The following is a 25,529-nucleotide window of genomic DNA, read 5'->3' as shown; positions in this document are numbered from 1 at the left end:
CTGAAGGACAAACCCCACGGAAAGGGAAGTGGGCAGCCGGAGTGATTCCATAATAGCTACTAGAGGAAGCGTAAATCTGAGCATGTAGTGATAAGGACTGAGCGAATTTTGCTCAGTTTTTCTTATTAATAAATAATTTGACTCCGGCAGGAACAGCACGAGTCCGAAGCTCCCTTGGTAACGTGTTTTTATTTATCGAGTTAGCTGAGACCGTGCCCGCTGAAAGCGCGTATATTTTCACGGTGCGGCGATGACCCTCCTATTAATAACATGATTATTCGTATTTTGAGTGTTTTGTCCCATCCTCTCTATCTCACAGATAACTGGCAGTAATATCCCTACTTCAAGCAATTAAGTGAAATCAATATTGATAAGTGGGGGATAACAATCCCCCAACTGATTGAAGCTTTAGTTTATCACACCAAGATAGGACGCAATGCTTAACTCAAGCTCTAGAGCATATATTTATGTGAATCGGATAAGCTAAAAGAAATATCTAAGTGGAGTTGATAAATTTGAAGTTTACTGGTCAGCTTATTTCTGGTGATTTAGATCTAGAAACAAATGAATTTGAGTGGAAGCAGTTTAAACAGTTATCTATGGAATCTGTTCTCACCGAATATCAATTGAACAAGCTGCATGATTATTTGAATCAAACCAATAATGAAACTGGTCAAGTATTAACGCTATATGATCAAATGCCAATCTATTTAAAACAAAAGGATGTTAACCAGATTTTAGATGATTTAGAAAAGATTCGATCTATGTATACTACAGGGAATGAATGAAAAGTCATTCAGTTCATTCCTACAACTAACCCGACAAGATATAATTTTTTCATGCTTGTTTGCATATTTAAAAGGGAATCGAGCTGTTGGCTGCAACGGATGGTTCTGCTATCTGTTAATCCATACTTTAAACCAAGCTCAATCATCTCTCTTTTCTTACTATCAATTCTCTTACTTAAATTAGTAGATTTTGATTCAATAATTTCCATCTTCTTAAATCTTCCTTTCATCATTAACAAATTGTTAGGGCGTAAGTCTCAAACACACAAAAATAAGTATGATTATTTCCGTGATAAAATGCAATAGATTCAACAAAGAAAGTCAAAAGGTTGTGAAATTCGACAGTGTTTACACGCATTTTGGCCCACAGCAAATGAAAAATAGTTAAGAAAACAAAGGGTATTATGTACCATAATTACAATAAAATACCTTATATAGAAATAATAGGAGTATATTTTAAATGTAAGAGTATATTTTTAAAAAATAAAAATGATGGTCCGTACAACTAAGCTCTCTGTAGTGGCTGGTAAGCCCCCTCGCGTTGACACTATCTGGGTTTAACAATGTCTTTTTATGATAGGATAAGGTAACCTTCGGCAGCGATAATATCGTACGCAGAAAAAAGTGTTCTTTTTTCAAAGGAGGCTACGTATATTACCGGAGATAGCGAAGTGTATTGTTCTCCATCAGAATGGACAGAGTTTTTAGTTTATGTCCTCTATACCATCTTCTAGATTTATATATAGATGACATGATTTAGATAAGATCTTTTCAACTGTTTACGTTCCCCCTTTTTATCCCACATATAAATGGAGCTGTTTTGTTTATTGATGGACAAAACAGCTCCACGTTCCGATCGTAATTGAGTTTATCTTTATTTAGCTTCTCCTACTACTGTAAAACGCTCATTTTTATGTTGAGGATTTTCGATTTCATCCACTACACTAATGGCATAGTCTGCATAGCTAATGTAACTTTCGCCTTTATTATTTAGCATCAGCGTGTCTTTCCCTAATCGGTATGAACCAGTCCGTTGACCTTCTGGATCAAAGATGGCAGCAGGGCTAATATAGGTCCATTGAATCCCCGCTGTATTTTGTAGTTCTTTAAGGTTTTCTCCCATATTTGAAGCAGTAGGAAGGTATGCTTTCGGAAAATCAGGGGTATCTAATAAGAGCGTACTTTTATTTTCATCAGCAAATAAGCTTCCAGCTCCCCCAACCACTATTAATCGTGTATGTGGTGCTTGCTTTAGTGCGTTTATTAATACTCTACCAGCATCAATATGCTGGTGCTCCTCACCATGAGGTGCATTAAATGCATTAACTATGACATCATAAGGCTTTATATCTTCCGTTTTTATATCAAAAATATTTTTCTCGATTACGTTCACTGTATCATTCGATACTTTTTTAGCATCTCTTACGATTGCTGTTACATCGTGGTTTCTTTTTACGGCCTCCTTTAAAATAAGGCTTCCGGATTTACCGCTAGCACCAATAATTCCAATCTTCATTTATAACAACCTCCAGGAATGATTATTTGTAACTATTTATGTTACATGTAATAATATAAGTTACAAGTTTATTGTTGTCAAGCGTTAATAGCTTATTTTAATTATTTTTCCTATTAGGTTTAACGATTGTAACTCTTTTTATTACAACTTTGATCATATATAATTATAATAAATATCTATTAAAGGAATGAAACACTATGTCTATTAGTAGTCGCTTTGCTGTTGGTATTCATATATTATCTCTACTTGGAATTAACCAGGAAGATGTTAATACATCTGAATATATAGCTAAAAGTGTGAATACGAATCCCGTCGTTATAAGAAAAATTATAGGTATGCTTAAGAAAGCTCAGTTAGTAAACGTTCGCCCAGGTGTGGCTGGTGCCGAACTAGCCAAGGATTTATCTGATATCACCTTACTTGATGTATACAAGGCGGTTAATGTGGTCCAAGAAAAAGATTTATTTGGAAGACATGAAAGTCCAAACCCTTCCTGTCTTGTTGGAAGAAATATTCAAACGGCTATTGAGCCATTATTTTCATCCGCGCAGCGTGCATTAGAAAAGTCATTGGAAAATGTTACGATTCAGGATGTAGTTTCAGATATTTTAAAGCAGGAAGAATCCGTTGCTGGTCAAAATCAACGTGAGTGCTAACCAATAATCAGGTTACATTAAGGGTGAACATAGCAACGAGGAGGCGTAGAAAATGTCTCCCATATATAACTGGCAGTAAGCCCCCTGCCAGTTATATGTCCGATTGTTCAAAGGTCTCTTTAGGTCATATCCTTGTGGCATGAACAATAAGTGGGGGATAAACAAAACCCCCAACTGATTGAAGTTTCACTATATATTCAAACAGAACGGTTATTAATCCGTGTTTTTTGACAGGAAGACTGGCAAGCTGTTTACGCATATACTTCAAATGAGCAGGTTATGAAAAATATTTAACTGAAGGCGTTTTTAAAGTAAAGGATTCGAAAGTGGTGTCGCGGGTAAAGAGGCTAAGACAAAAGAATGAAGAAACAATAAAAAACGAACGGTAAGTTTAAATTGGAATAATTAATTTAGTACCTGAAATAGGCGAGACTCCGGCAGGAACAGCACGAGTCCAAAGATCCACTTGGTAACGTGTTTTTCTTTACCAAGTTAGCTGAGGCCGTACCCACGGAAAGCGAGTATAGTTTCACGGTGCGGCGATAATACTCCTATTGATAATATGATTATTCATTTTGAGTAAAGACGTTGTGTTTTGTCCCAGCCTTTTTTTATTACTTCTTTAAAATCCAAAGGCTCTGCCTGAGTAAAAATGAACTTTGTAGGGTTGTAAAAGAAAAATCTCCAAAGGTTATAATAGAAAATGGTCGCTAACGAGAGGAGATCAACTCTTGTTGAGTAACATTATTTATCACAACACAATGTGAAATGGTAAGTACCATATCGTGTTTATTCTAAAGTATAGACAAAAAGTTATATACGGAAAGTTACGAAGAGATATAAGTCCAATTTTACGAAGATTATGTGAAATGAAAGATGTAGAAATTCGATCATCGATCATTTATCTCACCTTCCTGTGTATTGAATTATATAGAAGATTAAAAGAAAATACAGACTAATATTGAAATTATTAAAATGTTATAATGAAGATGAACAAGCTATCTTACATGAAATAAAATCAGAAAAATACTAATTTACACAAAATTATTTTAGGGATTAGAGATTGTGTAGAAGCATCGTTCTGTTATTTATATAAGGAAAGGAATGAGGTTATTGATCGAACTATCGGAAAGTTATCAAAAAAGGCCAATTCGTTTTCTAGAATTATGGGAGATCAACGATTGGAAAATTAAAATGTATGGCATTTCCTATAAAAATGATCTCCCAAGTCATGACTTAATTAGCAAGGCTAAAGAAATAGCACAGCAAAGCTTGCCTGTTCCTGCAATTACTGAAAATCGGTATGGAGCTGGTTTTGTCGGCGTTCACGATGGCAAGGATGCTAATTTTATATTTGTCGATTGGTGGTCAAATGAAAATGAGCTTCAACATCATGTATACATATCTACCAAGGAGGAGCCAAATATGTTTAAAGAATATACTAATACAAGCTTAATTGCGTGCTGTTGGGATCTTAAGCTAATGAGCTTTGAGAGGGATAGCTGGGTGGGTACGGTTCTGAATCATCCATCAGGTCAACCTAGTGTGGAGGAATATTTACAGAAGCAATTAAATGTTGATATATAAAAAAGTCTCGTGCAGCAATACATACGAAAGGTAACTTTCTCAGAAAAGTCAGGGTGGTGGTTTTATGTTAAAAAAGCCAGAAATGTTAAAAAAGGGAGATCGTATTGCTACTATAAGTCCGAGTTGGGGAGGTGCTGGTGATCCAGAATTAAGACGCCGTTATGAGCAGGGAGTCAAACGTTTGGAAGATGTATTTGGTTTAGAAGTGGTGGCTATGCCTAATAGCCTAAAAGGTTCAGATTATGTATATAAAAATCCCCAAGCCCGTGCTAATGATATAATGACAGCATTTAAGGATAAGTCAATTAAAGCAATTATTGCCAACATTGGTGGAGATGATAGTATTCGATTGCTTCCCTTTATTGATTTTGACGTAATGAAAAATAATCCAAAGATTTTACTAGGATATTCAGATGTTACAATCCTACATTTGTTCTGTTATAAAGCAGGAATAACATCATTCTATGGTCCAGCGATTTTAACTGATTTTGCCGAAAATGTAGAAATGCACGCGTATACTGTTGAATCTATTAAACAAACGTTATTTTCACGAGAGCCTATAGGTGAAATTAAGCCAGCTAAAGCATGGACGAGTGAATATTTAGATTGGGCAGTTGAATCCAATAATCAGATACAAAGAACAATGCAACATAATAATGGATATGAATTGCTTCAAGGCTCTGAAGTGGTGTCTGGTAGATTAATTGGAGGGTGTATAGAAGTTTTGGAGATTGCAAAAGGAACAGAGCTCTGGCCTGCTAAGAAGGACTGGGAAGATAGTATTATATTCTTCGAAACTTCTGAGGTCAAGTCATCCCCAGATCTCTTGAAATCTTGGTTACGCAACTATGCGGCACAGGGTATTTTGCAGGCTGCTAACGGAATCGTTTTTGGGAAACCAAAAGATGAAGCTTATTTTGCAGAATATAAAGAAGTTATTCAGTTAGTCATGCAAGAGTATCAATTAGAAGATTTACCTATCCTTTATAACTTGAATTTTGGTCATACGGAACCCAAAATCGTTCTACCGTATGGGGCGATGGCTGAAATTAATTGTGATCGTCAAACATTCACCATTCTGGAAAGTGGTGTGAAATAGCATCTTTAAATAACGATTAGATTAGCTTCGTTTTGAAAAGGTTGTTCGTATAGATAATATAATTGAATTGATAATGGTAATAATAGCATATGGATTACTTGGTGTGATAGCACTTCATACGTTTCAAAAGCATTCTCAAGCCTTGAGCTTCTGGAAAGCAATCTTATTTTTAATTATCGGACTTATTTCCATACAATTAACAGTTGGTTCTTTTGATATTACTGTGTTTCCAATTAGTGTAGTATTACTATTTTTAATAATAATTTGAATCCATTTGCTGAGAGGCCTGTGGATAGCGGGAAATGGTTTGAAGCAGTACATACATTAGGTTCAAATCACAGAGAGGCATGTTTTCCGTATGTATTAACAGGCATCGAAACAAAATGGGGTAGTGGAAAATCACCTATCATTTATCTTGAAAGTATACTTATTTCGATGGAAGATAAGCAGTTATATTTTCGATCATCTGCCCCTTTTCTAAAAGAAAAGGGGTCATCATAATGTATAAAAAAATAATAATGTTTAGCTTATTAGCAGCTGTTATAGTATTTTTCATATATTGGTTTTATCCGTTTAAGCCTAGTGTATTCTTAAGTGATGAGCAGATTGCTTTGGAAATAGAGGAGGTTATATTTAAGAGTAACGTAAAACAAGATGTAATAAAAATTGATGAACGGCATTTCTTCGTCCCATTTATTACAGAAAATCAAACGTATTCAGGAAGTTACTGGGAATGGAAAAGAAATCAATGGAAATTGAATTGGGTTAAGATTAATCTCCGACCACGTGTGTTAAAAATAGAGGAGAATAATCCCGAAACGTATTATTTTGTATGGAATTTAGATCCTCGTGACCAAGTGGCAGCATTGGATTTTTTTCTGAAGAAAAAACGAGGCTATTCTGGAACTAATTATCATCCAGCCATACAGATGAAGGATGAAATATCGCTTGATACGTCTTCTTATGGTATACGTAAATTGCCAAATGATTGGAAAAGCATGATTGAGGAAATAAAAACATTCGAAGCGACTAAAGCGACGAATACATTTAATAGATTTATTTTCGAGCATCATCTAAGATTTGGCTGGGTTCCATATGATAATCATCATAAAGTGACAGATATTACTTATTCGCTCAATGGATCTGGATAATCTGTAAATAATGAAGAAAATTTTGAGCGTATGTTTCATTTTTCGTTAACAGATTTAGAAATTGCCCACTAAAAGACTCGTCATTGCTGGACTGGTAGTAACTAGTATGTAAAATAGAAACGGCACTGGCCCTTAGACTAATCCATACTATAATTGGCGTGTGAAACTCATATGGAAGTCTGACATAGCTAGTTGTGCTTTTAAAGCAGTTATTGGGACAGGTCGTTTCTATGAATATTCTACTAAAGCATTGTTAACATTACGCTTTATGTTTATTTTTAGCTTATTGCGCAGTATAGCCACCGTCTACTAATAGAGTTGTTCCAGCAATAAATGAGGCATCGTCACTTGCTAAAAACAACACGGATTTAGCAACTTCTTCTGCTTTACCCAGTCTTCCCATTGGATGGAGACTAACAAGATGGTCCTTTACTTCTGGCGAAGATTTGGCGATTAATGGAGTATCAATGTACCCTGGGCAAATAGCATTAACACGTATGCCTTCTTTGGCGTAAGCAATACCTAATGTTTGGGTAAGTAGTTTTACACCACCTTTTGCTGCGGAATAGGCGGTTACACTATCCTTCCCTACGAAGCTGTGAATGGACCCGCTATTTACAATAACTCCACCATCCTCCTGCTGCCGCATTTGCTCAATGGCGTATTTATCGGAAAGATAAACGCCTGATAAATTAATATCAATTGTTTTTTTCCACTTATCGTAGGATAGCTCATGGATATTTGCGTCATTCGCAATTCCAGCATTTGCAAACATAATGTCCACTCTGCCAAAATGTCGTACCGTTTGATTAATCATATTTTTTGTATGTTCCTCGTTGGAAACATCGGTTTTTATAAAGATGGTTTCATATCCTTTTTGATTCAGCTCATCCGAGATTTCTTGACCATGGTCTGAAAAGTCCGCTATTGCTACTTTAGCACCTTCCTGTACAAATAATCGCACAGTTGCTTCTCCAATACCGCTAGCGCCACCAGTAATAATTGCTATTTTTTCTGCTAATTTCATTTGAAAAACTCCTTTTAGTTTACTGTTGCTCCACCATCAATTACAAACTCAGCTCCTGTTGAGAAGGAAGCATCATCTGAAGCAAGAAATAGCACCATTTTAGCTACTTCTTCAGGCTTTCCCATTCTTCCAAGTGGATAGGTTTTGTCTAATTCTTCTTTGGAATGACCAGTTTGTTCAGTTGCATAGTTAGCCATTGCTGTCTCAATATAACCGGGATGGATAGAATTTACGCGCACTCCAGTATTTGCATACTCCATAGCAATATCCTTCGTCATTATACGTACAGCACCTTTGCTAGCTCCATATAGAACATGGCCTGGCGCACCGTTAAGCCCTGCTACAGAGGAAGCATTAATGACAGACCCACTTTTTTGTTTTGCCATTACTGGAACAGCATGTTTCATACCCAAGAATACACCAGTAACGTTAATCGACATAAGACGGTTCCATTCTTCTAATTCAGTTTCTACAAGTGGTTTAATAATATAGATGCCAGCATTATTAAATAACACATCAATTGTGCTGAAATGGTTTATAGTTTCATTAATTACTTGCTTCCAATCCTCTTCATTACTTACATCATGCTTAATGAAAATCCCTTCCGAACCTAACGCTTTTATTTCGTCTACTGTTTTTCTACCAGATTCTTCGTTAATATCTGTGATGACTAATTTCGCCCCTTCGTTAGCAAACAATAGGGCTGTCTTCTTACCAATTCCAGTTCCTCCTCCTGTAATGATGGCTACTTTATTCTCTAGCTTGATCACGATCGTCCTTTCTAGTTATATGAATAGGGTTTTATTATTGTTAGTAATGTATACATTACTAGTTATCTAAAGACACCTCCTTAAGAAGGGATACAAATAAAACTATAGGATGATTAGTTTAAAATTTGTACTTTCTAAATTATTTTTCTTATAATAATGGTGATTCCGTAACTCCATGATGATGTATTACGGCATTCAAGTTTTGTGACTATTTCTCGTAATTCTTTTCTTAGTATAGATAATCGACTGGTGTTCATGCGTATTTATCGAAAATGGTATACGTACGTTATATAAATTGTATATGGCATATGAAAAAAGGAATATCCTATGAATAGAGGGAAAATAGTCATAAAATACCGTTCAAATATAGGAAGTTTTGGTATAAAGGGGGTTAGAATAGAATTGACACAGCATGCTCATTTCATTCCAGAAATATCCAATGAGGATTTTAAACGATTTATCAGGACACATAAGCAACAATTGCAGGGGAATATGAACATTCATCTTCAATTAGATTCATTACTTACCAATTACGAACAAGAAGTAATAGGAATACTTGCAAATTCTTTCTTTGAAACAATTACAGGTTCCGATCAATTAAAAACAAAACTGGCGTTTCATCAATTATTAAGCATCTGGATACAACGTCATATTTCTGTATTATCTGTAAAACGGCTACATGCATTTTATTTCATTTTGGAGAAGGCATTTGTAAATTTATACGATGAAACGAAAGATGAACAGTTATTATCGGGAATATTATTCTTATCATCAACCTTTTCTAAGTTATTTCAAATATATGCCTCTGCAAACAACCGTAGTCGTGATAGACGTGGCCTAATCCCACATGATTTTCAAATATTAATAACATCTTATTTAGCAAGTTATCCTATTGGTGAACTATATTTACTACAAAATCAACAAGCCGTTTCACCGATTGTGAGCAGCTGGAAGCGGTCTGAAGTTGATGGTAGTCTTCATTTTGTACCAGACGCTTTTCAAACATCATTAAGCCCAGGTTTTCTCGATCAATTGCCGTGCTTTCCATTAGCTGATGGAGCATTGTATATAAAAGGGTCACTCGGGCTCACTATTCAAGAACAATCGTCAATTGCTAATTATATTTCCCAAATAAGTAATTTGATTACAAAGTATGATCGACAGGAGAAAGCAATTACGAAAAAATTACTTACATTAGATAGATTTAATACGATTTTATTAGATTGTGTAGGTGTAGATGATCTCGCTTATATCATGAAGCAATGTGAAGAATTACTACACTATAATCGATGTGTATTATATGCCTATATCCCTTGGTCTAAAGAATTTAAGGGGATAGTCGGTTCAGAATTATCAAAGGTTCAAGGATTTAAAGGCCCACTTTATCCGAATCAACTATTTGATCAGATACGTATTACCAAGAAACCAATGTTTATTAAAGACCCTGCTCTTTCCATTAATAAAGAAACCATTGAACTGTTTGAGCTTTCATCTTTAATTATTGTGCCAGTGTACTACGAGCATGAAATGTTAGGCTGGATTACCCTCGATCAGATGGGAAAAGAATTTGAAGTAGCTAAAGATGAGCTTGAGCTACTTGAAGAAATAGGAAAGCGAATTGGGCATTTTATTCAAAAGCACGAGGGCCAGGTACATCCACTTTACGGCATTCAACTAACAAAACGTGAATTAAACATTTTAACCCTATTAGCTGAGGGCTATGACAATAGACAAATGGGGGAAAACTTACATCTTAGTGAACACACAGTTAGAGACTATGTCAGTAGTCTTATGGGGAAACTAAAGGCAAGGAATCGCACCCAAGTTGTTTCAACTGGCTTCCGTCTAGGTCTCTTAAAATAATACAAGGAATAATATGATTTAGGGAAGAGGGTAGGATGGTAATGCGAATGACAGATAGAATGCAAATGATAATAGAATGTGCAGAAGAAGAAGCGGCAAAAACGGATAAACAAACAGTGTCCATTCTTCATTTATTAATCGCTTTTTTGAAGCAAGACGCTAGTTTTTTGGCTGAGCTTTCCTATTGGAGCTCCATTAGTATTGAAGAATTGCGTTGTGTGGATAAAAACGTTCAAACCTTTGATTATAGGCAAATGTCAAGTTCATACTTTTCTATACCTGTTGAAAAAGATGTAACAATTGTTTTTGCTTCCGCTATTGGATATATGCAAAAATTCAATCAAATATATTTGAACGAGGGTCATTTACTCAAAGCTTTGTTAAGAACAGATCAAGTGGACAAGCTACTGACGGATGATGATAAGTTTATGATGATAAGCTTAGGAGCTACAGCAAGAGATATGATTACCCATCTTGGTAATTATTCATTTCCAAATATTCCATCTTCATTCGGGATTCGACGTGTATATCATACAGATAGGAATAAGCTTGTATCATTTGTCTATGATCACTTTTCGCGGGAATGGTCATTAACAATTGAAAGGGCTTTCGTTGAAGGGAAAGATACGATCTATGTTGCTACTGATTCGCAACGTAACTATGTGGGATTTGCTGCCTTTGACATCTTTCAAAATAAAAAGAACTATTTTGGTCCAATGGGAGTAAAGTTAGACTTAAGAGGAAACGGAATTGGATTTGGTTTATTACACCATTGCTTACGAGATATGAAAGAAATTGGTTATGAATATGCAATACTTGGTGGGGCAGGCCCGATTGAATTTTATGAAAAGGCATGTAAAGCAGTCATTATTCCCATATTTTAAAGAAGATTACTCCAAACTGAATAGTTTTTTTAGTTATTATTAAAACTATCTTTACAAATTCATTTTAGAGGAGCGGTTGAATAATGGCAGCTGTAAAAAAAGGAGATCATAAATTTTATATTGGAGATGATGAACAAAATCCAGAAGCCGAAATTACGTTTGATACTTCTGATGAAGGGCATATAATCATTACTCATACCAAAGTATCGGAAGAATTACGTGGCCAAGGCGTTGCAGGGAAATTAGTTGATGAAGTGGTTAAATTTGCACGGAGAGAAGAAAAAAAGATTAAACCTGCTTGCTCCTATGCGAAAAACAAAATGGAAAGAACTCCAGAATATCGTGATATCTTGGTATAATAATCGGGGATGGGTTTAATAGTACGTGTTAGAGGTGAGTTACGTTTCCAAAATGATGAAGAAAGGAATGGAGGATGATGTATCTAACCATACCGGAAACGGCGGAGTTTTTGTCTATGGAGGAAACAAAGATTAACGCGCTTGTTCTACAAGGTAGAATACGTGCTGTTCATGATGGTGAACAGTTTCTGATTAATAAAGAGCAATTTCATACACATTTAGAGCAGGTGGAAAAATACCGTAAAATGATTTTAGATTATTTGAATGAGCCAATTCCTGAAGATATAGATGTTAAGGATGAGGATTAGAAAAAAAGCGATAAAAAAACCCGTATTACACATTTAAAGTGATACGGGTTTTTTATATGTGGATTGATCCACTAACCATCAGTGGGGGATAAAGAAAACGCTCACCAACTGATGGAAAGTTCACTCTATGCTTAACATGAAACTTATGAACTAATCTGAGTCATTTTGTCTAAAATTGTAGATTTTGGTAGACAAAGCACATAAAATAAATTAATATGAAGATAATAATTTTAGTATATTCAGATTATTAGGTAAATAGTCCTTATTTAACTAAGTCATTTGCTTCAGTAACGATACGACGCTAGCCTAAGGAATCTATTTACAAATAAGTAGGGAGGTTAGAGAGTGAAGACAACGTAGAAATAAGCTATAAACAGTAAATGTCTTCCTTTAGCACACACGTAAATTCTTTTTAATTTCTAGTAAATTTTGGCGGATGATGTTGTATCTTTGCTATAATCTAGTAATGAAAACTAACTACAGGAAAAATGAAGGAGGCTTTTTATTTAATGAAGCGGCTCATAACAGTGAGTATAAGTATGGTAATCATTCTTTTTATTAATTTATTCGAATTACCTGTTAGCGCCCAAGATGCCGAGATGTATGAGGTAGGATCAGCTAATTTAAATGTAAGGTCGTCTCCTAATCATCAAGCACCAATAATAGGTAAGCTAGATAAAGGTGATAGAGTAAAAGTTTATAAGGAGTCTTTTGGTTGGGTACAAACGTATTATGGTGGTCAAGAGGCATGGGTTGCTTCACAATATTTATTTAAACCAAGCTCGTCAGCGAAAGCGGCAGGCTATACGCAAAAAAATCTACCGAAAGCACAGAATGCAGCAACTTTAACGAGTAAAGATAAGGTATTTGCTGCAGGGACATCTAATCTAAATGTAAGATCTGGTCCTTCTCACGATGCACCGATAATAGGGCAATTACAAAACGGCGATAAAGTTAGAGTATACAAGGAATTCTTTGGCTGGGTACAAACGTATTATGATGGACAAGAAGCATGGGTAGCTTCACAATATTTATTTGAGGTCAACGAAACAAATCAAACGCAGGTGTCTAAGAAAACTAGCAAAAAAAATACAGAAAATACCCAAGCGGAAAAAGTGGAATCCACGAAGAAAGATGAACAGAAGAAAAGAGAAGCTAATACTGCTAGTACTGGATCCCTTCAAGGATATAATATTGTAATTGACCCTGGACATGGAGGGAAAGATCCGGGTTCCCTAGGCGTAAACGGTGTGTTCGAAAAAGATATAATTATGCGCACTGCCGATCACGTGGAGCAAAAGCTGCGTCAAGCCGGTGCTACGGTTATTCTGACACGCAATAGTGATTATTACATTTCTCTGAACGAGCGAGTGAGATTAAGTAATTTATATCATACACATGCATTTATTAGTCTACATTACAATGCCCATCCCTTAATGAGAATGAATGGAATTGAAACATACTACCATTCGGGTGAAAAAAACCGTGATTTAGCTAGCAATATTCAAGGTTCGCTGGAGCAAAATGTATCTTTGCAAGGTCGTGGAATTAAAGAAAGTAACTTCTATGTTTTACGTAAAAATCGTTTTCCAAGCGTATTAGTAGAATTAGGGTTCATTACTAATCCAGGTGATTTATCTATGGCACAATCTGAAGACTATCAAAATACGGTTGCAAACAGTATCGTAGAAGGCTTGATGAATTACTTTAATTAAAGAAAGAGACTAAGATAAAAGAATGAAAAAACAATAAAAAACGAATGATAATTAGGTGAAATTAATTATCGTTCGTTTTTTGATTAGAATCATTCATTTAGCACCTGAAATAAGCGAGACTCCGGCGGGAACAGCACAAGTCCGAAGATCCACGTGGTAACGTGTTTTTCTTTGCCAAGTTAGCTGAGGCCTAGCCTGCGGAAAGCGAATATATTTTCACGGTGCGGCGATGATCCTCCTATTGATAACATGATTATTCGTATTTTGAGTAAAGAAGTTGTGTTTTTTCCCAGCCTCTTTCATGTTAACAAGTTAATTCGTGAAGCTAATTAAATCAGTAATTAAATTTCTATTAACATACCAGCGCTGAAATAAATCTATCGCTAGCAAGTACTAGCTTAGAAAGGTGCCTTTTCAATGACCCTTCCTTTTCTTCCTTTCGTAGTATCTGCTTTTTTTAATGAACGAATAACACCTTCCTCAATCACTTCGACTACTGCTTGAAATAACTGATTCATAATAGGATGATCATCACGGAGATACGTCATGGCGTCGTTCATCGTACTTCGTTTATGCTCATATGTATGTGCTGTGGAAAAGGCGATTGCAATGTCGCCACTACCATTATCCAAATGACTACCAGTTCTTCCTAGTCCTGCAGCACATCGTTTGGCTAGCCGTTTCAGTTGCCTATGATACATAGGAGCATCCGTTGCAATCACCATCATAATCGATCCATCTGGTGTGTCTAAGTATATTTTATCCCAAGCAGCAAATAAAGCATCTTCTCGCTTTCCAAAATTACTTACAACAAGACAGCCGACAGTATACTTTTCATTCAGGTGGGTAACGATTCGCGATGCAGTGCCGATACCGCCTTTATAGCCGAAACATACCATTCCTTTTCCAGCACCTACTGCGCCCTCTTTTACTGGATGTATAGTTGCATTTCTAATGGCTTGGATGGCATGTTCTGGTTGAATTGCCGGGTATCGTGCTGTATGTAAATAACTATCATTGCATTCGCCAACGACCAGATTAATGGAACTAGTAGTATCTCCTATTTCTTTTGTTGTTTCAAGCATATATTGCAGCGTTCCTTGCCAAACAGAACCGACACTAAACGTATTTGTTAGCATAATTGGTGATTCTAATAAACCGAGCTCCTCCAGTTGAACAAGACCAGTTGTTTTACCAAAACCATTTAATACAGCGCTGCCAGCATGTGTTTTTTTTCGAAATAGATTACCACTGTGTGGCAATATAGCGGTTACACCAGTACAAATGGTTTGCTCCTCATTTAATTTTTCATATCGTGTTACATGGCCTACATGAACATCATGTACATCGGTAATACAGTTGTTTATCCCTTTTTGTAGTTTCATGAATAATTACTCCTTTTTTAAAGTATTATAGCAAAGTATGTTCTCCTAGCGTATGTGGAATAATAGTCCTAAATAGTATGTCAAGGAGGGCATTTATGAAGCGAGTGACGCTATACCTACCATTGTTGGTAGCTATAATTACCATTATTTATATGCTGTATATTATCGTAGAACAACCATCTACTACCAACGATACAAAGCAGGAAAGTGTGTCTGTTAGTAGTGATAACAGTCCAAGTGATATCGATGAAGGGCTTCAAGTAGGGAAACTAGCACCAGATTTTACGTTAAAAGGTCTAGATGGTAAGAAATATCGTTTATCAGATTTTCGTGGAAAAAAAGTAATGTTAAATTTCTGGGCATCATGGTGTCCACCATGTCGTGATGAAATGCCAGCAATGCAACGCTTCTATCAAGACAAAGATGTCGTATTACTTGCTGTTAATTTAACAAGTACAGAGCGGAAAAAAAGTGATGTTACTAACTTTATAAAGCAATATAAGCTGACGTTTCCAATCTTATTGGATGAAGCAGCAGAAGTCAGTGACAGATATCAAATCAAACCAATACCGACTACGTACTTAATTGATTCCAAAGGGCATATTCAATATAAAGCCTTCGGAGCAATGAGCTATGAGTTAATGATTCAGGAATTTCAGAAGTTAGAATAACATTTGGTGTTCTATAATCCAATCCGTTTACATGCCATACCGGTGAAAACCAACATTTATCGTTGTTCTGTTTTTGGTTGATTTAAACACTTTTGTCACCGCCTCGTAAATGAGTATTTCTTTTCTATGCGATCATAATAGTGATAGAATAGATGAAATAACTAAGCGAATTAGTAGGTGAAGCTATTGGACAATGTTCTATTTCATACAGATCAAATATATAATGCGATCGTACGAGAAATTAATCGTTTAATAGATGAACAGGTTATATTGACAAATGAGCAAGGTGTAATCGTTGCAAGTACAAACTCGGATCGTATTGGTAGTTTTCATGAGGGCTCCTATCTTGCTATGAAAAACAAGGAAAAGATGATTATGACAGATGACGATGTAAAGCGACTACGAGGAGTCCGCCCTGGTGTTGTACTACCTATTATTATTGAAGATAAACCGATGGGAGTTTTAGGAATAACTGGCGAACCTAGTGTTGTAGAACCATATGCAATGCTCGTACAAAAGGTTACTGAATTATTTATTCATGACTCCGTTGCTCGAATTAATCAGGAAAGTAAAACACGTGATTTGGAATTTTTTATTTTTGATTGGCTTAACCATACAGGGGATTTTTCACAATTATTAGAGCGAAGCGACTTTCTTCATATTGATATGTTTTCCTATGATCAGGTTGTTGTTTTTAAGTGTGATTATCTAAAAATAAATCTGACGTATAACCAACTTGAAATGGTAAAGAAATTATGGAGTTCAACGATAAACGCATTATTTATTCGCTGGGGACAAGAAAAAATTGTTATGCTGCTGGAAGCGGTAGAAAAGGATAGGCTAACTGAAAAGCTGCTCTCATTTATTACTCATATAAAAAAGGAAATGGATATTCAGCTATATGCAGGCGTTGGCAATAAAAACGATTCAAAAAGATTATCTTACTCGTTCCAGCAGGCGAATAAATCTAGTGAATATGCTAATTCTAAACATCCCGTTGTTTTTGAAGCAGATCTACGTTTTGAGATGTTGACACATGAATTATCCGCAGAGACAAAAGATCAGTTTGTCCTACGTTCAATAGGAGCGTTAATTCAAGAGGAAGAATTAATGCAAACACTATCAAGTTGGTTCGAGAATAATATGGCAGTGCAATTAACAGCAGATAAATTACATATTCATAAAAACACACTGCACTATCGTTTAAATCGAATTGCGGATGTAACAAAATTAAATGTGAGAAATGTAGACGATTTAATGCTTTTATATATAAGTCATCGATTTTATAATGAAAAAAGGAAGACATAACTAAAATGTGTTAAACTTTTTGTTCATATGTATAAAGGAATTCGCTTACTAAGAAAAATATTTGTGCAATCGCACATATATTTTTCTTTTATTATTTCATAAAATAGAAGTATGATGACTAATTAGGAGAATGTATATGTTACATATGAATGTAAAAGAAAAACTGGTTTCCATTGTTGGAGTGGAAAATGTGGAAGATAATAATGCTAGCTTATTAGCTTATTCCTACGATTCTACTGCAAGATATCAAGCACTTCCTGATGCTATGGTCGCTCCGCGTAATAAACAGGAGGTAGCGGCAGTTGTCAAGCTCTGTAACGAGTATAAAATCCCAATTGTACCACGTGGTTCAGGAACGAATTTATGTGCAGGTACAACCCCAACAGAGGGGGGAATCGTTTTGATATTCAAGCACATGAATCAGATCTTAGAGATTGATCAAGAAAATTTAACGATGACCGTTCAACCAGGTGTTTATACAAAAGAAATTTTGGAGGCAGCCATAGAAGTTGGATTGTTTTATCCACCCGATCCTGGTTCGATGCATATTTCTCAGATTGGTGGCAATATTAGTGAGAATTCCGGTGGTCTTCGTGGACTCAAATATGGGGTAACGAGAGATTATGTTCTTGGTCTAGAGGTTGTGCTCCCTAACGGTGAAATCATTCGAACAGGTGGAAAGCTAGCTAAGGATGTTGCTGGCTATGACTTAACCAGATTATATATAGGTGCTGAAGGAACGCTTGGTGTCATTACGGAAGCGATCCTGAAATTAATACCACAACCCGAGACAAAAAAGACAATGCTTGCACTTTATGAGGATTTAGAAGCTGCTGCAGAAACGGTTTCCGCGATTATTGCTAACCGAATTATTCCTGCAACGTTGGAATTTCTTGATCAAGCAACGGTTCAGGTAGTTGAGGATTTTGCAAAAATCGGGTTACCAACAGAAGCAAAAGCCGTTTTGTTAATTGAACAAGATGGTGCAGCAGAAGTAGTTGCTCGCGACATGGAGAAAATAGAAGCGTTATGTAAGGAAAATCGAGCGTTTGATGTTCAGGTAGCAAGGACTAATGAGGAAGCAGATCAATTAACTGCAGCAAGGAGATCAGCTTTATCAGCTTTGTCACGATTAAAGCCAACCACCATATTAGAGGATGCAACAGTCCCGCGTTCAGAAATTGCAGAAATGGTAAAAGCAATCGGTGAAATAGCAGAAAAATATCAATTAAACATCTGTACATTCGGTCACGCAGGAGATGGGAATTTACACCCGACGTGCTTAACGGATGCTCGAAATGAAGAAGAAATCGAATTAGTTGAAAAAGCATTTGCGGAAATCTTTCAAAAAGCAGTGGATCTTGGTGGGACAATTACTGGCGAGCATGGAGTAGGTATGATGAAGCTTCCATATTTACATTTGAAGGCTGGTGAGCATGGAGTGGAAGCGATGCGTAGCATTAAAAAAGCGATTGATCCAAATATGATTATGAATCCGGGTAAAATGTTTGAGACCACTGAAAGAAAAAGAGTGGTGGTTGAACAATGATGGATAAACAGGAAAAAAAGCAAATTCAGTCAGCATTCAAAGAAAAAATGGATTACGATGAATTAATGAATTGTACCAGGTGTGGTTTCTGTTTACCAACTTGTCCAACGTATATTGAAACGGGAAGAAATGAGGTCCATTCACCTAGAGGTAGGATTGCATTAATGAAGGGGCTTGTAGATGGTGTTATTGAGCCGAGTGAAGAAGTAAAGCAATCCATTGATATGTGTCTTGGTTGTAGGGCATGTGAACCAGTTTGTCCTTCTGGTGTGAATTTTGGTAGATTGTTAGAGCAAGCTAGGGATGCGATTTATCAAAATAAAAAACAAACCGTACCTGAAAAAGTTATGAAGGGTATCTTTTTTAAAGGTATTTTTCCACATCAAAATCGAATGGTAGGGCTAACGGGATTATTGAGTTTTTATCAGAGGTCGGGTGCGCAGAAGCTAGCACAGGCAACAGGTATAATGAAGCTATTTCCTGAAAGTATGCGTACAATGGAAAAGGTGTTGCCAAAAGTTCCGAAAAAAAGTGAAATGAAGGCTCGACCACGCCACTTACAGCCACTAGTAAAGGAACGAAAGAAGAAAGTTGCCTTTTTCTCTGGTTGTTTAATGGATACAATGTTTATGCGCACAAATGATGCCACCGTAAAATTGTTACAGTATGCAGGTTGTGAAATTGTCGTTCCTGATACGCAAGCATGCTGTGGTGCTCTACATGGTCATAGTGGGGAATTGAAACAAGCAAAAGAAATGGCAAAACGTAATATTCAGGCATTTGAAGTAGCGGGTGTTGATTTTATTATTACCAATGCGGGAGGCTGTGGTGCCTTTTTAGTAGAATATGATCATCTCCTAAAGGATGATCCTGTATGGAGTGAACGTGCGAAAAGTTTTTGTGCTAAGATTAAAGATATAACAAGTATATTAATTGAATTAGATTTTCATAAACAACCGCTTGCGCTTGAGAAAAAAATTATTACCTATCAAGACTCTTGCCATCTGAAAAATGGACAAAAGACGTTTATGGAGCCTAGACAATTACTTGAGTCTATCGAAGGTGTTCGGTATGTAGAAATGAAGGATGCAAGCCGATGCTGCGGTTCAGCAGGTATCTACAATATTGTACAATCGGAAATGTCTATGCAAATTTTAGATTACAAAATGGAGCAGGTACAGAAAACAGAGGCAAAAATGATTGTTACTGCTAACCCAGGTTGTTTATTGCAGATGAAGCTTGGGATTGAGCGTGAAGGATTATCTGATGAAATGCAAGCTGTGCATATCGTTGATTTACTACTTGAAGCATATGAGAATGCGAATGCTACAAACGAATCAAGTAATCAACAATTTTTAGCTATGCAGACATAAGAACAAAAGTGCTAGCGCCAAATTAGAAACGTAATGACTGGAGCGAGCTAAAGGAGATAAAATATCTCCTAGACTACAAAAAAGGAGCTGTCACTTCAAAAAGACAGCTCCTTTTTCTAATCACGGAAATATGCAATATTCCGTGGGAAAGAGTTAGACCTTTTACTACATCTTCTTTATACTATTTTTCATCTCATAGAATATCATAGAATATTAGCATTTTCCGTCATTTCCACTATACATGGCTTTGGATCAATCTCCTTTCCATTCGTTTGCTCCAAAGGAGATGATTCCGTCGTCATTTATCTCCTATATAACTGGCAGTACTCCACCCGCTTCAAGCAATAAAGGGAAACCATTATTGGTAAGTGGGGGATAAACAAAACCCCCACTGAAAGAAGTCTCAATTTATAAAGAGTTTTCCGTTTGCCTGTTGACGATTAGTATTTCCATATTCATCTTCAACCTTAACTTCAATAACAGCTCCTTGTGCACGTAGGTTATTGATTGCTGTCCAAAAGCCTTGATAATGGCCATCTGATGTTTCTATCATGGGCAATTCGGTTACATTTGCAAGTCCTAAGGGTTCATTAACCAGTGGCATATGAATAAGAAAAGAAGCTTTAAGACCTGGAACACTATCAAACTCGATATGAACGGATTCTCCTGTTTCAAGAAATACGTCATCCTCCGGATTAAGGTGATTAATAGATGGAATGGTATGGTTTACGTCAACTGTAATGGTTTTCTTGACCTGATTTCCGCTTCTATCTTTTGCAATGACTTCGATTAGATTTTCACCATTGTTTACCATAACCCGTTTTGTGTAATTACCATCGTCCGAAACCGTTGCTTGTTGTCCATTAACTGTGACAACATCAAGATTACCAACGGATACTGTACCTTCAACAGTTATAACTTCTCGATTTGTTTTTTCTCCATCCTTAGGAGAATCAATTGTTAGGGAAGGTTCTTTGCTGAACGTAACAGTAACCGATTCTGATTCACCTACGGGCTGACCGTTGTATAAAGAGACGATAGTAAGCTCATTTTCTCCTTCCGTAAGCACTGTATCTATTGTAAAGGATCCGTCTTCAGCAACCTCCACTGATTCACGTTCTTCATCGTTATTCATAAGCTGTGCAATGGTTCCTGGAGAGGCGGTACCCTCGATTGTGAGCTGTTGCTCATTGGTATCGTAATCCGCTTCCGGTGATGTGATTACAGGTGTTGCAAAATCAGGAGTGTCTTTTCCATAATCAACCACAGCACGTATCATATAGTTACCTATATTATCGTTTGCTTTGAACCATTTTCCGCCAATGTAGTCCCAGCTTTTTCCCGCAGCATTTTCAATGTCACCATCTGAAACAAATCCAGGAATAAACGGATAGTCATTTGCTTGAAGGTAAACGACATAGAAATCATCCTCAACGACAATGCCATGTTGCGAAAGGTCTACTTCTGTCCATTGATTTAAATCTCGTTTTGCTTTTGCTTCAATTGGTCCCGCTAATCGATTTCCAGGAGCTCCATTTTCACCCGTGGCATCATAAATTGCGATCAAAATATCATCTCCACCAGGTACAGGGACGTGAGATGCCCAAAATTGGAGCTTTGCACCTGTTAGCATAGCGGATTCCTTTCCTTCATCTAAAGCCATTTTTACAGCAAAGCCATTGCCTTCTAAGAGCATGGCTAGATTTTTACCATAGTCTCCATTGTCATAATAAATTTCTGACGTCTCATTGCTGGAGAACGTTGTTAATTCAAAGTCTAGCTGGTTTGCCTCATTTTCCTTCACCAGTACAGACTTAGCTTCACCATCATATCCTTCTGCAAATACTTTTACTGTATAAGCACCCTCATAGGCTTGCAAAGTATAGGTACCATTTTCGCTAGATTTAACAGGTTCCGCATGCTCGTCTTCCAATAGAAAAATGGTTGCATTTTCAATTTTATTACCGTTTTTATCTGTAATTGTTCCCGAGATTTCCTGCTTAGGTAGCGGCTCTAAGGAAATTGTCGGAGAAATATCCCCATTCTCAGATAACGTCACAGTCTCTGTTACCGGGCTATATCCATAGGCATTAACGGATAGTGTGTAATCACCGGGTGGGTGATGAATGATAAATTCTCCATTTTTAGGATTGGATTTTGTTTCCCATCCAGTTTCTTCTACTCCAATGGTAGCTTCACCTACGGGTAAGAGATCTGAATCATTGGTTGCTTGTAAAGTAGATATTGGATAGGATAAATGTTCCTGCATATCCTGCATAGTCGTTTTCATCGTTCCAGATGTTTTCATGTTTTGCTTCTCGTTTTTTTGTGCACGATCGTTTGTTAGACGAACATCGTCAAGATACCATCCAGCAAATTGATTATCCTGTGACTTTAAATTAAACCCAATATAAATCTTTTCTCCTGCATAGTCAGATAAATCAATTCCTGTTTCGTGCCAGTTGTCATTCGATTCTGTAATATGATACAATTCTTCCCAATTTTCCTTGTCAGTAGAAACATATATTGTTCCTGTATCCCAGCCGAAATAGCTTAACTCGTACCATTGTTTAAAGCGCAGTTGTGTTCCGTTCTCTGGAAGAATTGGTGGCATAACCATCGTCATATCTGAATGCATTTCATATTGTCCACGAAGATTTGTGCCCAGTAATTTTCTACCAGAGGCCGCTTCTTCTGGTCCGTAGCTTGGTAGTCCCCATTCCCAGGAATTATTAGTACCAAAGGAATACCAGCCGTCTGGATAAGATTCAAAGTCTTCTGAGTAGCCATCCGTTATACCTTCCTCTATACGAACCAATTGAGGTTCACTTTCTGTTACATTTCCACTGAAATCTTCGACTCTCCACCAATAATGTAGTGACGTACCTGAAATATCTTCTAGTGGCACAACAGAAGTATACGAACCACTTTGATGGTTTCCTTCAATTATAGCAGCTGGATAGCTACGTTCTGTATTATTGTCATACTGTACATGTAGTGTAACATCATTAACACTTGTATTATCTTCCGCATGTACCGAAAAAGAAGCATTTTCATTTAAAAACACAGCTTCTCTGAGTTCTGATTCTACTGTTGGAGCTTGATCATCTTGTCCATACGTCTGAACCTGTCCTGTAATTGTGCCTATTCCTTGTTCAACAGCTTCTACTGCATCGTCTACATTTAGAATACCGTACCCATAACCATTATTTGGGGCATTTGTATACTCCTCATTCGTTTTTTCCGTAGCAGTTAGCTTTAAGATATTTTCTATCTCATCAACGGTTAAAGAAGCATCGACTTGCTTCATTAATAATATTGCAGCTGCAACATGTGGGGCGGCCATAGAAGTACCGCTAGACTCCCCATAGTCAAATGTATCCCATGATGCACCAGGTAGAGAAGAACGAATGGTAACTCCGGGAGCAGAGATATCTGGTTTTATTTCACCTCTCTCTGACGGTCCTTGAAGAGAGAACGATGCTAAATCATCATTTGCATCAGTAGCACCGACAGCAATGGATTCTGGATAATTCGCTGGTGCTGAAGCTGTACCAGGCTCTGATGGATTCAAGAACCCTGCATTTCCTACAGAGAATATAGGAACGATTCCAGCACTGCGCCATGCCTGTACCATTGGTCGAAACCAGTCATTGTTTATTGGGCTACCACCCCAAGAGTTATTTACCACATCTGGAGCTTTTTCCGGATGAGGCTCACCGTTCTCATCTGTTGGGGCTAGTATCCATTCTGCGGCTTCCAAAATATAAGAGTCATAGCCTGTTCCTTGATAGAATGCTCTGGTAGCAATCCACTTTGCACCTGGAGCGACACCGATTTTATTTTGTCCACCTTCCTCTTGACCAACCATCGTGCCCATGGTATGCGTTCCGTGGCCATCTGAATCCATTGGACGTGAGCGATCAAAAACAGCGTCATGCCAATTGAATTCATGAACTGGTTGATCGGGATCATCTTCTTGATAACCTCTGTATTGTCTGGTTAAAGCTGGATGATTACCTTCTACTCCACTATCAATATTTGCAACGACGGTACCCTCTCCAGTTATATTTCTTTCCCAAACTTCCGGTGCTCCTACTCGCTCAATATTCCATTCGGTATCCTCTGACTGGTTGTCTGTTTGTTTTACGGCGAACGTATTATCCTCTTCAATAGGAAGAAGTTGCTGTTGTTCATCCAGTATGATCGATTTTACCTGCTTAGATTTAGCGATTCTTTCCACTGATTTCTCATTTCCAGTAACAGAAAAGGCATTAACAATGAAATAGCTGTGAAATTGCTTGATGTTCCCCGATTGTTTTTGTTTTTTTAGTAAGGACTTTAGATCCTGTTGCGTTTTTTCGGCATTTTCTTGTAATGCAGACACAACGGTCCTTTGTTTGAGTTGTTTTGCCTTAGCGGTAGAAAGTTTTGCTTGTATTGCTTCTTTTTTTGCACTTTCTGCTAGCTGTACAGTATTGACCTGATCCTTAAGAATAACTAGATAACGCACATAATCAGTTTTATCAAATGTTTTTACTAGCTTACTTTGTATTACTTGACTAGCAGACTCGCGCTTATCTTGTTGGGCAAAAACATGTGATAGATATGGCGTAGCTAATGTGATAAGTAAGATACAGATTAGCAGAACGGCAATATATTTCCTCATGGGAAATTGCTGCATTTTTTCTCCTCCTTTTTTTTGGTATAAATTCCCCCTAGTTCCATTGGTAGTTGTCTCTAACTATATATGGAGAGTAGTGTAGAACTTTGTCAATATTTGTCTTAATTTTAAAAATGATAGTTTTGTAGCTATTTTTCCAAAATTTTTCGTAGTTCTTTTCTCCTGCTTCATTGTAGTGAACAGCGTGTAAACGTGAATACATTAATAATCTTAGGTCACTAACATTTACCAGGTTTTTAAACGGTTATTGATAAATAAACCATTGGTATTAGTTTCGCAATTTGATTTCATGCAATTATTTCTTTATTAATGAAAATAGGGCATCATATGTGTTTCGTTTATCCTGCATATAAATTCAAGCAATAAAGGAAACCAATATGTTTAAGTAGGGGATGGACTGCCAGTCAATGTCCGATTGGTTCAAAGGCCTTAGGTCATATCCTTGAAAGATAAGAAGTATAAAATTTGCCCATGTGGATAAATATGGGCGTGTTGAGCCACATCCAGCTCCAGCACCCAGAAACGAGGTGACTTCACGAATCTCCCTAATCTAAGTCATCATCGGCTTGCAAGCTCATCGTAATTTCTTTATCTCCGTTGACTCGCTCCAGTCCCTACGGTTCTAATCAGGCGCTTTCGCTTTTGCTCTGGAACTAACTTTCGGTGGAGGATAAAACAACACCCCTAACTCATTGAATTTTCACTTTATAAACATTTATACTCGCGTGAAAATAGACTATCTAGTAAATTAGGGCTGAATTAACCATAAAAACTACAAGTCGATCGAAGGGATCGTTCACTAGACTGAAAATAAGTAACTATTTTGCCGATATTAA

22 protein-coding genes and 1 pseudogene are annotated in these 25,529 nt (G+C 36.9%); 17 read left to right on the top strand and 6 right to left on the bottom strand.

Annotation, left to right across the window (positions count from 1 at the left end; translation table 11 throughout):
* Window positions 1-515: 515 nt before the first annotated feature.
* Window positions 516-788 carry a hypothetical protein gene (locus tag RVS70_RS10235; protein WP_166530778.1) on the top strand — a complete coding sequence of 91 codons (273 nt, stop codon included), beginning with the start codon at window positions 516-518 and terminating at the stop codon, window positions 786-788.
* Window positions 789-796: 8 nt separating this feature from the next.
* Here the strand turns inward: RVS70_RS10235 and RVS70_RS10230 are convergent, their stop codons facing one another.
* Window positions 797-997 (bottom strand): aspartyl-phosphate phosphatase Spo0E family protein, encoded by a 201-nt coding sequence (locus RVS70_RS10230; protein WP_034679208.1) that lies wholly within the window; start codon window positions 995-997, stop codon window positions 797-799.
* 665 nt (window positions 998-1,662) lie between these two features.
* Entirely contained in the window at window positions 1,663-2,304 is a 642-nt protein-coding gene (locus tag RVS70_RS10225; RefSeq protein ID WP_026681740.1) for an NAD(P)-dependent oxidoreductase, read from the bottom strand.
* Between the two features lie 197 nt (window positions 2,305-2,501).
* On the opposite strand from RVS70_RS10225, the gene RVS70_RS10220 reads away from it, so the two are divergent.
* From RVS70_RS10220 to RVS70_RS10190, 7 genes and pseudogenes are all read left to right on the top strand, one after another.
* Entirely contained in the window at window positions 2,502-2,960 is a 459-nt protein-coding gene (locus tag RVS70_RS10220; protein ID WP_026681739.1) for an Rrf2 family transcriptional regulator, read from the top strand.
* 782 nt (window positions 2,961-3,742) lie between these two features.
* Window positions 3,743-3,847: pseudogene (locus tag RVS70_RS10215) on the top strand (IS200/IS605 family transposase); the annotation flags it as partial.
* Window positions 3,848-4,073: 226 nt separating this feature from the next.
* Window positions 4,074-4,547, top strand: coding sequence for an isochorismatase (locus RVS70_RS10210; protein WP_321133182.1), 474 nt, complete (start codon window positions 4,074-4,076; stop codon window positions 4,545-4,547).
* 64 nt (window positions 4,548-4,611) lie between these two features.
* Window positions 4,612-5,646 carry a S66 peptidase family protein gene (locus tag RVS70_RS10205; RefSeq protein ID WP_166530936.1) on the top strand — a complete coding sequence of 345 codons (1,035 nt, stop codon included), beginning with the start codon at window positions 4,612-4,614 and terminating at the stop codon, window positions 5,644-5,646.
* Window positions 5,647-5,719: 73 nt separating this feature from the next.
* Window positions 5,720-5,914 (top strand): hypothetical protein, encoded by a 195-nt coding sequence (locus RVS70_RS10200; RefSeq protein ID WP_228089015.1) that lies wholly within the window; start codon window positions 5,720-5,722, stop codon window positions 5,912-5,914.
* Between the two features lie 20 nt (window positions 5,915-5,934).
* Window positions 5,935-6,147: a hypothetical protein gene (locus tag RVS70_RS10195; protein WP_321133179.1), complete on the top strand. Its 213-nt coding sequence runs from the start codon at window positions 5,935-5,937 to the stop codon at window positions 6,145-6,147.
* Window positions 6,147-6,797: a hypothetical protein gene (locus RVS70_RS10190; protein WP_321133177.1), complete on the top strand. Its 651-nt coding sequence runs from the start codon at window positions 6,147-6,149 to the stop codon at window positions 6,795-6,797. Before RVS70_RS10195 ends, RVS70_RS10190 begins: the two co-directional genes overlap by 1 nt.
* A gap of 283 nt (window positions 6,798-7,080) precedes the next feature.
* Here RVS70_RS10190 and RVS70_RS10185 read toward each other — a convergent pair whose 3' ends face one another.
* Window positions 7,081-7,824 (bottom strand): SDR family NAD(P)-dependent oxidoreductase, encoded by a 744-nt coding sequence (locus RVS70_RS10185; protein ID WP_026681734.1) that lies wholly within the window; start codon window positions 7,822-7,824, stop codon window positions 7,081-7,083.
* A 14-nt stretch (window positions 7,825-7,838) separates the two neighbouring features.
* The gene (locus tag RVS70_RS10180; protein ID WP_121604700.1) at window positions 7,839-8,591 is read right to left on the bottom strand and encodes an SDR family NAD(P)-dependent oxidoreductase; all 753 of its coding nucleotides are present in this window, start codon (window positions 8,589-8,591) and stop codon (window positions 7,839-7,841) included.
* Window positions 8,592-8,996: 405 nt separating this feature from the next.
* Between RVS70_RS10180 and RVS70_RS10175 the strand changes: the two genes are divergently transcribed.
* The 5 genes from RVS70_RS10175 (at window position 8,997) to RVS70_RS10155 (ending at window position 13,723) form a co-directional block, all read left to right on the top strand.
* Window positions 8,997-10,457, top strand: a complete 1,461-nt coding sequence (locus RVS70_RS10175) for a LuxR C-terminal-related transcriptional regulator (protein ID WP_162986372.1) — start codon at window positions 8,997-8,999, stop codon at window positions 10,455-10,457.
* A 47-nt stretch (window positions 10,458-10,504) separates the two neighbouring features.
* Window positions 10,505-11,341, top strand: coding sequence for a GNAT family N-acetyltransferase (locus RVS70_RS10170; RefSeq protein WP_321133174.1), 837 nt, complete (start codon window positions 10,505-10,507; stop codon window positions 11,339-11,341).
* Window positions 11,342-11,424: 83 nt separating this feature from the next.
* Window positions 11,425-11,700 (top strand): GNAT family N-acetyltransferase, encoded by a 276-nt coding sequence (locus RVS70_RS10165; RefSeq protein ID WP_026682787.1) that lies wholly within the window; start codon window positions 11,425-11,427, stop codon window positions 11,698-11,700.
* Window positions 11,701-11,777: 77 nt separating this feature from the next.
* On the top strand, window positions 11,778-12,008 hold the full coding sequence (locus RVS70_RS10160) for an excisionase family DNA-binding protein (RefSeq protein WP_026682786.1): 231 nt from the start codon (window positions 11,778-11,780) through the stop codon (window positions 12,006-12,008).
* Window positions 12,009-12,517: 509 nt separating this feature from the next.
* Complete coding sequence (locus RVS70_RS10155; RefSeq protein WP_321133173.1) at window positions 12,518-13,723, top strand: N-acetylmuramoyl-L-alanine amidase; 1,206 nt, start codon at window positions 12,518-12,520, stop codon at window positions 13,721-13,723.
* A gap of 398 nt (window positions 13,724-14,121) precedes the next feature.
* Here the strand turns inward: RVS70_RS10155 and RVS70_RS10150 are convergent, their stop codons facing one another.
* Complete coding sequence (locus RVS70_RS10150) at window positions 14,122-15,108, bottom strand: P1 family peptidase (protein ID WP_026682784.1); 987 nt, start codon at window positions 15,106-15,108, stop codon at window positions 14,122-14,124.
* Between the two features lie 95 nt (window positions 15,109-15,203).
* On the opposite strand from RVS70_RS10150, the gene RVS70_RS10145 reads away from it, so the two are divergent.
* The 4 genes from RVS70_RS10145 (at window position 15,204) to RVS70_RS10130 (ending at window position 20,009) form a co-directional block, all read left to right on the top strand.
* Window positions 15,204-15,779, top strand: a complete 576-nt coding sequence (locus RVS70_RS10145; protein ID WP_026682783.1) for a peroxiredoxin family protein — start codon at window positions 15,204-15,206, stop codon at window positions 15,777-15,779.
* A 186-nt stretch (window positions 15,780-15,965) separates the two neighbouring features.
* The gene (locus RVS70_RS10140; RefSeq protein WP_026682782.1) at window positions 15,966-17,087 is read left to right on the top strand and encodes a CdaR family transcriptional regulator; all 1,122 of its coding nucleotides are present in this window, start codon (window positions 15,966-15,968) and stop codon (window positions 17,085-17,087) included.
* A 136-nt stretch (window positions 17,088-17,223) separates the two neighbouring features.
* Complete coding sequence (gene glcD / locus RVS70_RS10135) at window positions 17,224-18,636, top strand: glycolate oxidase subunit GlcD (protein WP_321133171.1); 1,413 nt, start codon at window positions 17,224-17,226, stop codon at window positions 18,634-18,636.
* The gene (locus tag RVS70_RS10130; RefSeq protein WP_051388448.1) at window positions 18,636-20,009 is read left to right on the top strand and encodes a (Fe-S)-binding protein; all 1,374 of its coding nucleotides are present in this window, start codon (window positions 18,636-18,638) and stop codon (window positions 20,007-20,009) included. The genes glcD and RVS70_RS10130 overlap by 1 nt, the downstream gene beginning before the upstream one ends.
* Window positions 20,010-20,412: 403 nt before the next feature.
* On the opposite strand, the gene RVS70_RS10125 is transcribed toward RVS70_RS10130, so the two are convergent.
* Window positions 20,413-24,693, bottom strand: coding sequence for a S8 family peptidase (locus tag RVS70_RS10125; protein WP_205389653.1), 4,281 nt, complete (start codon window positions 24,691-24,693; stop codon window positions 20,413-20,415).
* Window positions 24,694-25,529 lie beyond the last annotated feature (836 nt).

This window comes from Virgibacillus sp. M23 (genome assembly GCF_034190895.1).
In the GTDB taxonomy this organism is placed as follows: Bacteria; Bacillota; Bacilli; order Bacillales; family Amphibacillaceae; genus Virgibacillus; species Virgibacillus salarius.
This window is presented reverse-complemented; position numbering and strand designations above follow the sequence as displayed.

What these genes read in the sequence shown, in the direction of transcription:
- RVS70_RS10205 (WP_166530936.1), top strand. Translation starts at nt 4,612, where the DNA reads ATGTTAAAAAAGCCAGAAATGTTAAAAAAGGGAGATCGTATTGCTACT.
- RVS70_RS10130 (WP_051388448.1), top strand. Translation starts at nt 18,636, where the DNA reads ATGGATAAACAGGAAAAAAAGCAAATTCAGTCAGCATTCAAAGAAAAA.
- RVS70_RS10165 (WP_026682787.1), top strand. Translation starts at nt 11,425, where the DNA reads ATGGCAGCTGTAAAAAAAGGAGATCATAAATTTTATATTGGAGATGAT.
- RVS70_RS10160 (WP_026682786.1), top strand. Translation starts at nt 11,778, where the DNA reads ATGTATCTAACCATACCGGAAACGGCGGAGTTTTTGTCTATGGAGGAA.
- RVS70_RS10150 (WP_026682784.1), bottom strand. Translation starts at nt 15,108, where the DNA reads ATGAAACTACAAAAAGGGATAAACAACTGTATTACCGATGTACATGAT.
- RVS70_RS10155 (WP_321133173.1), top strand. Translation starts at nt 12,518, where the DNA reads ATGAAGCGGCTCATAACAGTGAGTATAAGTATGGTAATCATTCTTTTT.
- RVS70_RS10190 (WP_321133177.1), top strand. Translation starts at nt 6,147, where the DNA reads ATGTATAAAAAAATAATAATGTTTAGCTTATTAGCAGCTGTTATAGTA.
- RVS70_RS10170 (WP_321133174.1), top strand. Translation starts at nt 10,505, where the DNA reads ATGACAGATAGAATGCAAATGATAATAGAATGTGCAGAAGAAGAAGCG.
- RVS70_RS10145 (WP_026682783.1), top strand. Translation starts at nt 15,204, where the DNA reads ATGAAGCGAGTGACGCTATACCTACCATTGTTGGTAGCTATAATTACC.
- RVS70_RS10225 (WP_026681740.1), bottom strand. Translation starts at nt 2,304, where the DNA reads ATGAAGATTGGAATTATTGGTGCTAGCGGTAAATCCGGAAGCCTTATT.
- RVS70_RS10185 (WP_026681734.1), bottom strand. Translation starts at nt 7,824, where the DNA reads ATGAAATTAGCAGAAAAAATAGCAATTATTACTGGTGGCGCTAGCGGT.
- RVS70_RS10125 (WP_205389653.1), bottom strand. Translation starts at nt 24,693, where the DNA reads ATGCAGCAATTTCCCATGAGGAAATATATTGCCGTTCTGCTAATCTGT.
- RVS70_RS10230 (WP_034679208.1), bottom strand. Translation starts at nt 997, where the DNA reads ATGGAAATTATTGAATCAAAATCTACTAATTTAAGTAAGAGAATTGAT.
- RVS70_RS10220 (WP_026681739.1), top strand. Translation starts at nt 2,502, where the DNA reads ATGTCTATTAGTAGTCGCTTTGCTGTTGGTATTCATATATTATCTCTA.
- glcD (WP_321133171.1), top strand. Translation starts at nt 17,224, where the DNA reads ATGTTACATATGAATGTAAAAGAAAAACTGGTTTCCATTGTTGGAGTG.
- RVS70_RS10200 (WP_228089015.1), top strand. Translation starts at nt 5,720, where the DNA reads ATGGTAATAATAGCATATGGATTACTTGGTGTGATAGCACTTCATACG.